A 12508-nucleotide genomic window follows, 5' to 3' on the forward strand; every position below is an offset into this window, starting at 1 on the left:
CTGTATCCCAATTACTTGCGAATCATTCGCTGAAATTGGACGATATATTCATCGAGCTGCTGGCTGATTTCAACAACCGATTGGTGACCCAATCCTTTTTCTTTGACCAGCTGGCTCATTTTTCCCTTCAGCGTTTCGATCATCTCCAGCAGCTGCACTTCGTCTATCTTTTCGTTCCATAGGTCTTTGGATGCTTTTGCCTTCGGCCCTGCCTGCGGAAGGGGCGTCCTTTTTTTCTGCTTTTTCCTGTATACCATCAACGAGGGTCGTTTATTTTTATCCGTTTCTTTCTGGTTGGCGGGCAGAGTAATTTCTTTTTCTAAGACTACGGTCATAGCCAGTGCTCAACCCTTTCTGCGAATATTTTACTATGATACTATTACGGGTTCCTTCATAATCGTGTCGACAAGAAATTGGAAACGTTTTACAAAATACGACAAATTGCTACATGCATCAAAAAAGGCCTATTCCCCCTCGCTGCCGAGTGGAATAGGCCTTTTGTCGGTGATTTATACCTGCAGCAACAGCAGGATAATGGATGTCAGGCTGAAGCAGACACTGATCAAGCAGAGAAAAGCTACGACCTGTTTTTGATTCATGCCCGTGCGCAGCAACCGGTAATGCGCCTGGCTGGCATCCGCTTGATAGATCGGCTTGCCCTCCAGAAAACGCCTGGTTACCACAAACAGATTGTCAAAAATGGGCACGCCCAGCGCCAGGATCGGAATGAACAGCGAGAGCACCGTCGCCTGCTTAAACGCCCCGTCCAGGGCAATCACCCCGAGAATGAACCCGAGGAAAGTCGCACCGGCATCTCCCATAAACACTTTGGCCGGCGGCTTGTTGTACCTGAGGTAAGCGACAGCCACCCCCACGAGGATGATCGCCATGATCGCGGAATTGCCTTGCCCTTTGGCCAGGGCGACGATAAACAGCGTCCCCGCCGATATGGCGGAAAGTCCGCCCGCAAGCCCGTCCATCCCGTCGGAGAAATTAATCACGGTCGTCACGCCGAAGATCCAGAGGATCGTCAGGATAAACTGCAGCCAGACCGGCAGCAGCACGTATTCGCCGCTGAGCGGATTGTAAAAGCCGGTAAAGGCGATGCCCGAAGCGTAGACGAGGACCGCCGCTGACAGTTGGACGATGAGCTTGGGCAGCGCAGAAAAGTCTTTGCCCTGCGTTTTGTACCAGTCATCCACAGTGCCGATGATCAGAAGCAAAAGCCCCCCGGCCAAAACGGCAATCGTCTGGAGCCACTCTTCGCCGGAGAACAGCAGGTACGGAACCGCAAATCCGATGTAGATCGCGTAGCTGGCCGTCAGTGGAATCGGCTCCCGGTGAATCTTGCGCTCTACGTCCTTGCGCGGCTTGTCAACAAAATCAAGGCGAAACGCCAATTTTCCCAGAGGCGGTATCAACACGTACACGATTGCGAACGAAATCAGAAACGAGAGTACATAGAAAATCGTCACCATCTCCTACTAAACAGAGCCTGTCTTTCCCGTCTATTATAGGGAATTGGCAGAATTTTGTCGATCCTGTTTCCCTACGAGATGGCCTTCAGCCCGACCGCCGCACCGAGCACGATACAGATAAAGAAGAGGCGCCGCCAATCTCTCGACTCCCCGTACAGCGCCATCCCGAGGATCGCGCCGCCCGAAGCGCCGATGCCGGTCCAGACCGCATAGGCCGTGCCCATCGGCAGTGTTTTCATCGCCAGCGCGAGAAACAAAAAGCTGGCGCCGAAACCGAGCAGCATGAAGACAACCGACTGCCAGTTTTGATCCCGGTGCATTTTACCGATCATGGCTACACCGATCATCTCACATATCCCTGCGAAGATCAGTAACACCCAGTCCATCAGGCATCGGCTCCCTTCTGTTCCGCGTCCTCGTTCGGCGTCACCAGCTTCAAGCCGATCACGCCCGCGAGCAGCAGCAAAATCAACAACACTTTGGCGACTTTAAAGGGCTCGCCGAAAAAGGCGATTTCCGCAAAGACCGTACCCGCCGTACCCAAGCCGACAAAGACGGCGTAGACGGTACCCACCGGCAATTTTTTCCCGGCCATGATCATCATGTAAAAGCTGATGTAGATCGCGACAGCCGTCCCCAGCCAGGTCCAGACGTTGTACGCATGCTTGAGGCCGATCACCCAAAACACTTCAAAAAATGCAGCAAAAAAGACCTTTGCCCACTCTCTGTTCATCGCGGACTCCCCCTCCTGTTTACATCTAGTTTTGGCAATTGGACCGGATTGGCGCTGCGTCCGCAAACAAAAAAAAACGGGAATATCGTTTGACGAAAACGATACTCCCGGGCTTTTGTCCCTCCGTGTCCACAGCGCGACGGCTGTGTGTTTTCTCTCGGACCTGGCCAGCCGGACGGCTGCGGAACCCTAGAAAACCAATTGCCGCTATGATTTGCCTCTACGATAGCAAACAGAGGGGCGGCGATCAAGCCCGCTTTGAACGGCTGTCGCCGCCAGAGGAGCCTCCATTGCTTTCTCAGGGAGAGAATCTCTCTAATTCTCACTCATTCTCGCTCTTGCTCCGCAAACGGCTGGACACTTTGCAGCAGGCGTCGGGCGCGCTCCGCCACGGGATAGTCGACCAGCTTCCCGTCTACCTGGATGGAGGCACTTCCGGCAGCGAGCGCCTCTTCAAATGCAGCCGCGATGATCCTGGCTTCCTCCAGCTCCTCGGCAGTCGGAGAAAAACAGGCATGGACGATCGCGAGCTGCTCCGGATGGATGACCAGTTTGCCTTGAAAGCCGAGCTGTCTCGCCAACTGCGCATCTCGTCGCAGCCCCTCCCGATCCAGCACATCCGCAAACACCGCGTCGATCGGCGGCTCAATCCCGGCGGCCCGGGAGACGACGACGAGCTGGGAGCGGGCAAAGAGGATTTCTGTGCCTTCTTTGGTCAGCGTCGCGCCGATATCCAGCGCAAAATCGACGGAGCCAAATGCCAGACGCCTGATCCTCGCGCCGGCTGACGCAATCTCGTAGGCATGAAAAAGGCCTTGCGCCGATTCGATCAGAGGGACGATCTCGATGGAGCCTGCCAATAGCCCGCGCCGCTGTTCCAGCGCCGTCAGCTCCCGGTCAACCGCGAGGATCTGCTCCCCGGTGGCTGCTTTCGGCAACATGATGCCGGACAGCCCTCGATCGGCCATTTCAGCCAGGTCTTCGGCGTAATACGGGGTAGACGGGTCGTTTACACGGACGTACTGCATGCGGCCGTTGTTTTCCCGCAATGCCTGCTTCACCAGCTGCCGGGCCCGCCCCTTCTCCGCCAGCGGAACCGCGTCCTCCAGATCGTAGATGACAGCATCCGCCGGCAGGTGCTTCACCTTTTCCAAACGTCGCGGCTGGTTTCCCGGGACGAACATCCAGGAACGCAATCTGGACATGAGCGCTCTGCCTCCTTTTCGATGAAACGTGCGATGATTGATTTTTAGACCAGTGGCTCCGGGCAAAGTGTCAATCGGACTTGCGGTAGCGTTCCACGCCTTGCTGGTAGAGGTCATTGCCGTATCTGTCATAGATGACGACGGCGGGGAACTTTTCCACGACGAGCCTGCGCACCGCCTCCGGCCCCAAGTCTTCATAGGCGATCACTTCCTGCGAGCGGATTGTTTTGGCCAAAAGCGCTCCGGAACCGCCTACAGCGGCGAGATAGACTGCACCGCAGGCGACGATCGCCTCCCGTACTTCCTGATTGCGATAGCCCTTGCCGATCATTCCTTTTAGCCCCAGCCGCAGCAGCCGGGGCGTGTACGCATCCATCCGCCCGCTGGTGGTGGGCCCGGCCGAGCCGATCACCTGCCCGGGCTTTGCCGGGGTCGGCCCCACGTAGTAAATCACCTGCCCGCTGACGTCAAAGGGCAGCTGCTCCCCCCGCTCCAAGGCTTCGGTCATCCGCTTGTGGGCCGCATCTCTGGCGGCGTAGATCACGCCGCTGATCAGCACGCGGTCCCCGGCTCTGAGGCTGTCGACCGCTTCGCCCAGAAGGGGGGTGGTGATATCGATAGCTGGCATCCGTTTTTTCCTCCCTCTCATCCGTCCCGCTTCTCCCGCTTCCCCCTAGATCACCGCTTCCTGATGGCGGCTGGCATGGCAATTCAGATTGACCGCCACGGGCAGGGAGGCGATGTGGCAGGGGTGGATTTCGATCTTCACATCCAGCGCCGTCGTACGGCCGCCCATCCCCTGCGGACCGATTCCCAGCTTGTTGCAGGCGTCCAGCAGCTCGCTCTCCAGGGCGGCGATCTCCGGCCGCGGGCTCCGCTCGCCGACGGGGCGAAACAGCGACTTCTTGGCCAGATAGGCGGCCTTTTCAAATGTTCCGCCGATCCCGACTCCGACGATGACCGGCGGACAGGCATTGGGTCCGGCTTGCCTCACCGTGTCGAGGATAAAGGCTTTCACACCCTCCAGCCCGTCGGACGGCTTCAGCATCTTCAGCGCACTCATGTTTTCGCTTCCCCCGCCCTTTGCAGAAAAGTGGAGCGTCAGCCGATCCCCGTGGACGAGCTCCAGATGGATCACAGCCGGGGTATTGTCGCCCGTATTTTTCCTCTCCAGCGGATGGCCGACCACGGAATTTCGCAGATACCCTTCGGCGTAGCCTTTTCTGACCCCCTCGTGGATGGCGTCATACAGACTGCCGCCGACGATCCGCGTATCCTGCCCCAGCTCGACGAGAAACACGGCGTAGCCGGTATCCTGACACATCGGGACGCGCTCGGCCGAGGCGATCTCCGCATTTTCGATGAGTTGGCTGAGCACCTCGCGCCCTGTCTCCGATTCTTCCTTTTTCAGCGCCTGCCGGAAGGACTTCATGACGTCCGCTCCCAGCTCGTAGTTGGCCCGCTGGCACATCGCAGCCACCGTCCCGACGATGCGGTCATAAGGAATCTCTCTCATCTGGCAAACCACCTCCTCCAAGCGTGCCGGTTCGCATCCCGATTCAATTCGGCGAGTGCCGTCGTCAGGGGAATCTCCTTGGGACAGACCTGGACGCAGTTTTGCGAGTTGCCGCAGTGGACGATGCCGGCCTCGCCGATGGCCACGTCCAGCCGCTCCCCGCGCATCATCGCGCCGGTCGGGTGGGCGTTGAAGTAGCGGATCTGCGCCATCGCCTGCGGTCCCAAATACGGCGAGGCGTCATTGACATTGGGACAGGCCTCCAGACAGCAGCCGCAGGTCATGCAGGTCGAATAGCGGTAGGATTCCTGCTGCTCGGACGGCGAGATGCGCGGGCCCGCCCCCAGCGCATACGTCCCGTCCAGGGCGATCCACCCCTTAATTTGCTGCAGGGCGTCGAACATTCGCCTGCGGCTGACAGCGAGGTCTTTTTCCACCGGAAAGGTGCCCAGCGGCTCCAGGGTAATCGGCTGCTCCAGTTTGTCGACGAGCGCCGAGCAGGCCTGCCTCGCTCTGCCGTTGATCACCATGCTGCAAGCGCCGCACACCTCCTCCAGGCAGCTCGATTCCCAGACGACAGCCGCCACCGGCTCGCCTTTGGCATTTACCGGATTTTTTTGTATCTCCATCAGCGCGGAGATGACATTCATGCCTGGCCGGTAGGGGACGGCGAACTCTTCCCAGTACGGCTCGCTTTTCGGATCGTCCTGCCGCTTGATTCTCAACTGTACTGTAATCATGTCGGCCTCCCTTCTTCTTCGTTAGATAGGGTCGAACGGGCAGATCGGCCCAAAGGATCGGCCGCTGCTTAATGCCCATGTCCGAGGGCGTCCGCAGCTTGACGGCCCGCTTCCCGGCTGCCCGCTGCCTGCTTGACGACGTCATAACGCCTTTCCCGCGGCTGGATATAGGCCAGATCGACCGGCTCGTAGTGAAACAGCGGACCTTCCGGCGTAAAGGAAGCGATGGTCGTCTTCAGCCACTCCCGGTCGTTTCGCTCCGGGAACTCCGGCTTGTAGTGGGCACCCCGGCTCTCGTTGCGGTTCAGCGCTCCCAGCGTAATCACCCGGGCCAGCTGCAGCATGTTCCACAGCTGGCGGACGAAGGTGACGGTCCGGTTGCTCCAGCCGGAGCGGTCGTCGAGCCCGATGCGGTGCCAGCGCTCCATCAGCTCCTGCAGCTTGTCGTCCGTCTTCTGCAAGCGGTCGTTGTAGCGCACGACCGTCACATTCTCCACCATCCAGTCGCTCATCTCGACGTGAAGCTGGTAAGGGTTTTCCTCGCCATCCATGCGGCTGAGCCGGGAATGGTACGCTTCCTCCTGGCGGCGATGGGCTTCAAAGAGCGAGGAAGGCAGATCCCGGACCGATTTTTTCAGTCCCCGCACGTAAGCCAGCGCTTTTGGACCGGCCACCATGCCGCCGTAGATCGCCGAGACCAGCGAATTGGCTCCCAGCCGGTTGGCCCCGTGGTATTGAAAATCGCACTCGCCACAGGCGAACAGCCCGGGGATGTTGGTCATCTGGTCATAATCGACCCACAGGCCGCCCATCGAGTAATGCATCGCGGGGAAGATTTTCATCGGCACCTTGCGCGGATCTTCGCCGACGAATTTTTCGTAGATGCCGAGAATCCCGCCCAGCTTCTGCTCCAGCTGCGTCTTGGGCAAATGGGAGAGATCGAGGTAGACCATGTTTTCTCCGTTGATGCCCAGCTTCAGGTCCACACAGACGTGAAAGATCTCTCTCGTGGCGATGTCGCGGGGGACGAGATTGCCGTAAGCGGGATACTTCTCCTCCAGGAAATACCAGGGCTTGCCGTCCCGATAGACCCAGATGCGGCCGCCCTCACCGCGGGCAGATTCCGACATCAGCCGCAGCTTGTCGTCTCCGGGAATCGCCGTCGGATGAATCTGGATAAACTCGCCATTGGCGTAATGGGCGCCCTGCTGGTAGGCGATGCTGTGGGCGCTGCCTGTATTGATCAGGGAGTTGGTGCTTTTGCGAAAAATCATCCCGATCCCGCCGGTCGCGAGGATCACCGCATCGGCGGGAAATTCCCGGATCTCCATCGACTTCAAGTCCTGGGCGACGATCCCCCGGCAGACCCCCTCCTCATCGCGGATCAGGGAGAGCAGCTCCCAGTATTCGAATTTCTCTACCCGCCCCTCCGCTTCGAAGCGGCGCACCTGTTCGTCCAGCGCGTAGAGAATCTGCTGGCCGGTCGTCGCTCCGGCAAAAGCGGTGCGCGAGTATTTGGCTCCGCCCAGCCTGCGAAAGTCGATCATTCCCTCCGCCGTGCGGTTGAACGGGACGCCCATCCGATCCAACAGGTAAATAATCTCCGGCGCCGCCTCGCACATCGCTTTGACCGGCGGCTGATGCGCGAGAAAATCCCCGCCGTAGACCGTGTCGTCGAAATGCTCCCAGGTGGAATCTCCCTCTCCCTTGGTATTAACCGCGCCGTTGATGCCTCCCTGCGCACAGACAGAGTGAGAGCGGCGCACGGGAACGACGGAGAAGAGCTTGACATGGCCGCCGGCTTCGGCAATTTTGATGACGCTCATCAGCCCGGCGAGGCCACCCCCGACGACGATGATGTTTTCACGCATGACTTGCCCCTCCTTTTTTTACCAGAACGATAACAAAGTCCCCAGTCCGACCCCTGTCAGCAAGATAAATGCCGCGTTGCGGATGAGCGCGGATCGCCTCTGCGCGAGCGGTCCGCGGGTGATCCCCCATGTGATCAACCCTGTCCAGAGCCCATTGGAGAAGTGAAACGTGGTGGCGACCACCCCGAGTACGTAGAACAGGAAGATCAACGGATGAGCCAGATGCTGCTGCACGGCGTCGTAATTGACCGGCGTGCCGAAAAACAGGCTGGACAGGCGAAATGACCAGACGTGGTACAGGACGAAGATCAGCGTGACGAAGCCGCTGAGCCGCTGCAAAACGAACATCCAGTTTTCTTGGTAGGCGTAGCGGTACGGATTATGCCGGGACAGCATCCCGATGTAGATGCCGTACCCCGCGTGGTACAGAAGCGGCAGCGCGATGAAGACGATTTCCAGCAGGGGCAAAAAAGGAATGCCGAGCAGCATCTCGATATGCCGGTCGTATTTTTCTTTGCCCAGCATCGCGATCGCATTGCCGTACAGATGCTCCAGCAGAAACAGGCCGAGCGGCACGATCCCTGCCAGCGAATGAAGGCGGCCCAGCAAAAAGCGGCGGCTGCTTGCGATCTCCCCGTTCATCAGATTCGGCTCCCTTCCGGCCAAAACTGGGCCAGGTCCGCTGCTTCTTCCAGTTGCAGCACCATTTCGATGTGACGCTCTCTGCGGCCTACAGGCAAATGATCCGTCATCAGCCGGAATTTGCCTATCAGCTCTTCGGCCGCGACCGGATTCTCCGGGTCCCCCTTGGGGTAATCGGTTCGGACCGTGAGCGTATCGCCGCCCGCCAGCGTCACTTCCATCCGCGTGCCCCAGCATTCGGGATAAGCCGCATCCACCTCCGGATCCAGCTTCACCTCGATGCGCTCCATCAGAGTACGGATCGCCGGATCATGAAGCGTCTGCTCGGTAAACTCGGCGAGGCCCGCCCGGCCTTTGACGAGCGCGAGAGCGACGCAGAACTGCAGGCTGAATTTGGCGGCGTAGACGGACGCGGGCGACGGATCGTCGGTGATGGCGACGACGGATCGGTACCCCCCGACACGGATTTTCCGCACCTGCTCCGGCCGAAGCGGATTCGCCGGATCGGCTCGCAAGCTCAGCGCGAGATCAATCGCCGGGTGGGTATGGCGGCAAGAGGCGTGAATCTTGAAGGAGTTCTCCCTGATTTTGAATGTCTCTCCCAGCCGCTCCGTCACGCGGGAGGCGTCGAACTCTTCTGACATCGCATGGAAAAAGCCGCGCCCGCCCTCCAGGATCCGGGTCGGTCCGGTAAAGCCTTTTTCCGCCAGCAAGGCTGCGAGCAGCCCATTCATCGCCGCTTTTCCCGTGTGCAGCTGTTTGGACATCGCGCCGTCCTCGATAAACTCCCACAGCCCGGCCGCCTGCGTCCCGGCGTTTCCCAGCGCGTGGACGAGGCTCTCTTCAGCAAGTCCGAGGAGTTTGCCCGCTGCCGCTGCCGCGCCAAAAGTGCCGCAGGTGGCTGTGTTATGCCAGTAGCGGTAATGAGAGGGACTGACTGCCTCGCCGATGCGGAAGCAGACATCGTAGCCGATGGCGATGGCCGCAATCAGGTCTCGCCCGCTCCGTCCCCGCCACTCCGCTGCAGCCAATGCGGCCGGGATTACCACGGTAGCCGCGTGGATGATCGATGCCTTGTGAATATCGTCCAGCTCCACCACATGGGAGGCGGCGCCGTTGACCAATGCCGCATGCAGTGCGGAGGTGCGTCCCCCCGTCACGAGCGCGGCCTGCTCCGCCCCGCCCATCTCCTCCGCGAGCTCGCGGATCATCCGGATCGGCGGCTGATCGGCCCCGGCCAGCGCGGACCCGAGCCAATCCAGCACGCACAGCTTGGTGAACGAGACGACCTCCTGCGGCAAATCTTCATAGCGCGTCCGCTCGATAAATCGAGCCAATGCCTGACTGAGAGCGGGTGCTGTCATTCTATTTCGCCTCCTTTGCCGTCATCACCGTCTGCAGCACGGCGATCAGATCGTCGTAGCGGTCCACCACATGCGCCCCGGCCTCGCGCAGCTTTTCCGCCTTGCGCGAGGGACGGCCGGTATCGCCGGAGATGAGGGCTCCTGCGTGGCCAAATACGGTCCCCTCCGGCATGCTTTCGGTAAAACGGCCCGCAATCGCGGAGATCAGCGGCTTGGTGAAACCGCCCGCTTTGACAAATTCGGCCGCCTGCTCCTCGAACATCGTGCCTGGCTCGGAAAAGGTCACCACGGCATGCGTATCCGGGTCCTGCTCAAACAGCTCCAAAAGGTCGCGGATCGTCGTCCCGATCAGGGCATCGCCGCCGATCCCCACACTGGTGCTGACGCCGAAGCCCGCCCGCTTGACCATCCACGAGGTCTCTGCAGTCATCCCGCCGCTGCGCGAGATGACCCCGACGTGTCCGGGTACGAAGCAACGCTCGGGATGATCTCCGCCGATCGAGCCCAGCTTCACCCGCTCCCCCGGATTGATCATGCCGACGGTGTTGGGCCCGATGATCCGCACCTGATGCTGCCGCGCCAGCGCCAGCATTTTCACCGTATCCATCTGCGGGATATTTTCGGTCGTCACGACAATCACCCGAATGCCGTAGGCGATCGCCTCCTGTACGGCGTCCAGCGCAAATGCCGGGGGCACGACGATCAGACTGGTATCGACGCCATGCTCCTGGACCGCCTCCCGCATGGTGTCGTAGACGGGAATGCCGTGCACCTCCTGCCCCTTTTTCCCCGGCGTCACCCCTGCCAGCACGGGCGTGCCGTAATCGAGCGTATGGCGGGCGACCATCGAAGCCTCGCGTCCGGTGATCCCCTGTATGACGATGCGCGATTGTTTGCCGATCAGGATTGCCATCTTCTCTCCCCCTCTTTCATCCGCTGGACCATCTTGGCCGCCGCTTCGAGTATCGTGATCTCTTCGCCGTAGTACTCGACGCCTGCCTCGGAAAAAATCTGCTTGCCCACAGCGTCATTCACACCGGCCTCACGGACTACGACCGGAAAGCGGGCCGGATCGATCGCCAGCTCCCGGAGCGCCCGCACGATGCCGCGTGCCATCACGTCGATCTGCGTATTGTTGGTGATGTTGTGGGCGACGAACAAGCCCCTTACCCCCGGTTTGGACAGGATGCCTTTGGTCAGCCCGTACACCTTCTCCTCCGAGGGATTGCCCCCCGTCTCCGTGTAGTTGGCCGGTCTCCCTCCGAGATCTACAAGCGCGTCAAAGCTCAAGAGACTGCCGCCGCCTCCGCCGCACATGAAGCCGATGTCCCCGCCTTCCATCTCCGTATAGCGGGCGGTCCCCCGGTAGTCGGCATCGTTTACGGCCATCATCTCCCTCTCCAGCCGGGTCAGGGGCCGCCATGAGCGCTCACTGCCCGCCTCCACCATCTCTGCCAGCTCCTGTTGCCGAAACAGCGCCGCATCGTCTACGGCGATGACCGATGCGGCCGCTTTGAGCTCTCCCTGGGCGGTAATCACCAGCGGATTGATCTCCAGCAGATAGCAGTCATAGCGGAGAAACGTCTCATACAGCCGGGACAGGATATCCGCTCCCTGGAGAAGCTGCCGATTCATCAGGCCGAGGCGGCTGGCGATCTCCTTTGCTTTGAAAGCAGGCAGCCCCAGCCATGGGTCGACGTACTCGATGACCACCTTCTCCGGGTGCTCCCGAGCCAGCTGCTCCACGTCCACGCCCCCTTCGCCGGTCGCGACGATCACCGGCAGCTGCCTGTTTTTGTCGATTGTGATAGAGACGTACAGCTCCTTGGCGATCTCCAGTTTTTCTTCGATCAGGAGGCGCTCCACCGGGTAATGGCTGATCGTCATGCCGAGCAGCCGGCTTGCGTGAGAGGCGGCCTCAGCCGCTGAATCAGCGAATTTGATCGCCCCTGCTTTTCCTCTTTTGCCTACGGGCACCAATGCCTTCAGGACGACCGGCACGCCCGCTTCTGCAGCGATGCGCCCCGCTTCTTCGGCACTGGCAGCTACCCAGTTATTCGGCGTCGGGATCCCGGACTTCCGGACCAACTGCTTGCTGTGGTGTTCCAACATCCTGCCCATGTTTCTCTCTTCCTCCCTTATATCCAATACCCGTTTCGGATATTGGATCCAATTTATGTTGAAAAAACAGCGTAGGGCGGATGCTTCCCACCCTGCGCTTTTACTGCGATTCTTTTCGGTCGTAATGCTCGATAAAGGCTTCGCCTGTGCGCAAGATATGCTGTTTGATTACCTGGGACAGCTTTTCGGCTTCGCCCGCTTCGATCAGCTCCAGCATTTGCTTGTGTTCGGCCAGCGATTGCTGCATCTGTCCGGGCAAGATCCCCGGCGTGTGCGGCGGAATCCCGTTCCACAGCGAGTCGAGGATCATCTGCGTCCGGCGCCAGCGGCAGCCTTTTCTCATCAGCTCGTGGAATGCTCCGTTCTTTTCAATAAACAGCTCCGCATCCTCGTGCAGGGTGGCCTCTTCCATCTCCTCCACCAACCGGTGAAGCTGCCGTTTGTCTTCCTCCGTGAGATGGGGCAGCGAGCGGCTGACCGCCATTCCCTCCAGCATGGCGCGGAGACTGTATACCTCTTCGATATCCTCGGCGGTTACCGGCGTGACCATCGCCCCTTTGTGCGGCTCCATCGTCACCAGTCCCTCCGCCTCCAACTGGCGCAGCGCTTCGCGGATCGGCATGCGGCTCACACCCATGGCTTCGGCCAGCTCCTCCTGAACCAGCCGCTCTCCCGGCTGGAACTCCCGCTTCAATATCGCCTCCCGCAAGCGGGTCACGACGCGGTCAAGCAATGTGGAGCGATCCTCTAATCGCAAGCGGCTTCGATTCATGGGGGCTTCCTCCTGACAATCTCTGCGAATTTCGCCGCCAGCTGGCAGCTACCTCCCATTTTTACA

At 59.9% G+C, this 12508-nt stretch carries 14 protein-coding genes and 1 riboswitch; all 14 genes read right to left on the reverse strand.

Annotated features, from left to right (window positions below):
* Nucleotides 1-11 precede the first annotated feature (11 nt).
* The 14 genes from JD108_RS17160 to JD108_RS17225 all read right to left on the reverse strand — a co-directional run bounded on the left by JD108_RS17160 (nt 12) and on the right by JD108_RS17225 (nt 12442).
* Entirely contained in the window at nt 12-335 is a 324-nt protein-coding gene (locus JD108_RS17160; protein WP_228728184.1) for an aspartyl-phosphate phosphatase Spo0E family protein, read from the reverse strand.
* Nucleotides 336-509: 174 nt separating this feature from the next.
* On the reverse strand, nt 510-1478 hold the full coding sequence (locus tag JD108_RS17165) for an MraY family glycosyltransferase (RefSeq protein ID WP_198827209.1): 969 nt from the start codon (nt 1476-1478) through the stop codon (nt 510-512).
* Between the two features lie 71 nt (nt 1479-1549).
* Nucleotides 1550-1864 (reverse strand): DMT family transporter, encoded by a 315-nt coding sequence (locus JD108_RS17170; protein WP_198827210.1) that lies wholly within the window; start codon nt 1862-1864, stop codon nt 1550-1552.
* Nucleotides 1864-2211 carry a DMT family transporter gene (locus JD108_RS17175; protein WP_198827211.1) on the reverse strand — a complete coding sequence of 116 codons (348 nt, stop codon included), beginning with the start codon at nt 2209-2211 and terminating at the stop codon, nt 1864-1866. Before JD108_RS17175 ends, JD108_RS17170 begins: the two co-directional genes overlap by 1 nt.
* Nucleotides 2212-2313: 102 nt before the next feature.
* Nucleotides 2314-2415, reverse strand: a riboswitch (guanidine-I (ykkC/yxkD leader).
* Between the two features lie 122 nt (nt 2416-2537).
* Nucleotides 2538-3416 carry an HpcH/HpaI aldolase/citrate lyase family protein gene (locus JD108_RS17180; RefSeq protein ID WP_198827212.1) on the reverse strand — a complete coding sequence of 293 codons (879 nt, stop codon included), beginning with the start codon at nt 3414-3416 and terminating at the stop codon, nt 2538-2540.
* A 70-nt stretch (nt 3417-3486) separates the two neighbouring features.
* Nucleotides 3487-4044, reverse strand: coding sequence for a Fe-S-containing hydro-lyase (locus tag JD108_RS17185; protein WP_198827213.1), 558 nt, complete (start codon nt 4042-4044; stop codon nt 3487-3489).
* 45 nt (nt 4045-4089) lie between these two features.
* A complete protein-coding gene (locus tag JD108_RS17190; protein ID WP_198827214.1) occupies nt 4090-4932 on the reverse strand; it encodes a fumarate hydratase in 843 nt (280 codons plus the stop codon).
* The gene (gene sdhB / locus JD108_RS17195; protein WP_198827215.1) at nt 4929-5672 is read right to left on the reverse strand and encodes a succinate dehydrogenase iron-sulfur subunit; all 744 of its coding nucleotides are present in this window, start codon (nt 5670-5672) and stop codon (nt 4929-4931) included. Before sdhB ends, JD108_RS17190 begins: the two co-directional genes overlap by 4 nt.
* Before the next feature lie 68 nt (nt 5673-5740).
* On the reverse strand, nt 5741-7543 hold the full coding sequence (gene sdhA, locus JD108_RS17200) for a succinate dehydrogenase flavoprotein subunit (RefSeq protein WP_198827216.1): 1803 nt from the start codon (nt 7541-7543) through the stop codon (nt 5741-5743).
* An 18-nt stretch (nt 7544-7561) separates the two neighbouring features.
* Complete coding sequence (locus JD108_RS17205) at nt 7562-8185, reverse strand: succinate dehydrogenase/fumarate reductase transmembrane subunit (RefSeq protein ID WP_198827217.1); 624 nt, start codon at nt 8183-8185, stop codon at nt 7562-7564.
* On the reverse strand, nt 8185-9549 hold the full coding sequence (locus tag JD108_RS17210; protein ID WP_198827218.1) for an MmgE/PrpD family protein: 1365 nt from the start codon (nt 9547-9549) through the stop codon (nt 8185-8187). Before JD108_RS17210 ends, JD108_RS17205 begins: the two co-directional genes overlap by 1 nt.
* Nucleotide 9550: 1 nt before the next feature.
* Nucleotides 9551-10462, reverse strand: coding sequence for a succinate--CoA ligase subunit alpha (locus tag JD108_RS17215; RefSeq protein WP_198827219.1), 912 nt, complete (start codon nt 10460-10462; stop codon nt 9551-9553).
* The gene (locus tag JD108_RS17220) at nt 10450-11670 is read right to left on the reverse strand and encodes an ATP-grasp domain-containing protein (RefSeq protein WP_198827220.1); all 1221 of its coding nucleotides are present in this window, start codon (nt 11668-11670) and stop codon (nt 10450-10452) included. The genes JD108_RS17215 and JD108_RS17220 overlap by 13 nt, the downstream gene beginning before the upstream one ends.
* A gap of 100 nt (nt 11671-11770) precedes the next feature.
* Nucleotides 11771-12442 carry a GntR family transcriptional regulator gene (locus JD108_RS17225; RefSeq protein ID WP_198827221.1) on the reverse strand — a complete coding sequence of 224 codons (672 nt, stop codon included), beginning with the start codon at nt 12440-12442 and terminating at the stop codon, nt 11771-11773.
* Nucleotides 12443-12508: the final 66 nt, after the last annotated feature.

This window comes from Brevibacillus composti, assembly GCF_016406105.1.
Classification (GTDB): Bacteria; Bacillota; Bacilli; order Brevibacillales; family Brevibacillaceae; genus Brevibacillus; species Brevibacillus composti.

Excerpts from the sequence above, each read along its gene's own strand:
- JD108_RS17160 (WP_228728184.1), bottom strand. The coding sequence starts at position 335 with ATGACCGTAGTCTTAGAAAAAGAAATTACTCTGCCCGCCAACCAGAAA.
- JD108_RS17165 (WP_198827209.1), bottom strand. The coding sequence starts at position 1,478 with ATGGTGACGATTTTCTATGTACTCTCGTTTCTGATTTCGTTCGCAATC.
- JD108_RS17170 (WP_198827210.1), bottom strand. The coding sequence starts at position 1,864 with ATGGACTGGGTGTTACTGATCTTCGCAGGGATATGTGAGATGATCGGT.
- JD108_RS17175 (WP_198827211.1), bottom strand. The coding sequence starts at position 2,211 with ATGAACAGAGAGTGGGCAAAGGTCTTTTTTGCTGCATTTTTTGAAGTG.
- JD108_RS17180 (WP_198827212.1), bottom strand. The coding sequence starts at position 3,416 with ATGTCCAGATTGCGTTCCTGGATGTTCGTCCCGGGAAACCAGCCGCGA.
- JD108_RS17185 (WP_198827213.1), bottom strand. The coding sequence starts at position 4,044 with ATGCCAGCTATCGATATCACCACCCCCCTTCTGGGCGAAGCGGTCGAC.
- JD108_RS17190 (WP_198827214.1), bottom strand. The coding sequence starts at position 4,932 with ATGAGAGAGATTCCTTATGACCGCATCGTCGGGACGGTGGCTGCGATG.
- sdhB (WP_198827215.1), bottom strand. The coding sequence starts at position 5,672 with ATGATTACAGTACAGTTGAGAATCAAGCGGCAGGACGATCCGAAAAGC.
- sdhA (WP_198827216.1), bottom strand. The coding sequence starts at position 7,543 with ATGCGTGAAAACATCATCGTCGTCGGGGGTGGCCTCGCCGGGCTGATG.
- JD108_RS17205 (WP_198827217.1), bottom strand. The coding sequence starts at position 8,185 with ATGAACGGGGAGATCGCAAGCAGCCGCCGCTTTTTGCTGGGCCGCCTT.
- JD108_RS17210 (WP_198827218.1), bottom strand. The coding sequence starts at position 9,549 with ATGACAGCACCCGCTCTCAGTCAGGCATTGGCTCGATTTATCGAGCGG.
- JD108_RS17215 (WP_198827219.1), bottom strand. The coding sequence starts at position 10,462 with ATGGCAATCCTGATCGGCAAACAATCGCGCATCGTCATACAGGGGATC.
- JD108_RS17220 (WP_198827220.1), bottom strand. The coding sequence starts at position 11,670 with ATGGGCAGGATGTTGGAACACCACAGCAAGCAGTTGGTCCGGAAGTCC.
- JD108_RS17225 (WP_198827221.1), bottom strand. The coding sequence starts at position 12,442 with ATGAATCGAAGCCGCTTGCGATTAGAGGATCGCTCCACATTGCTTGAC.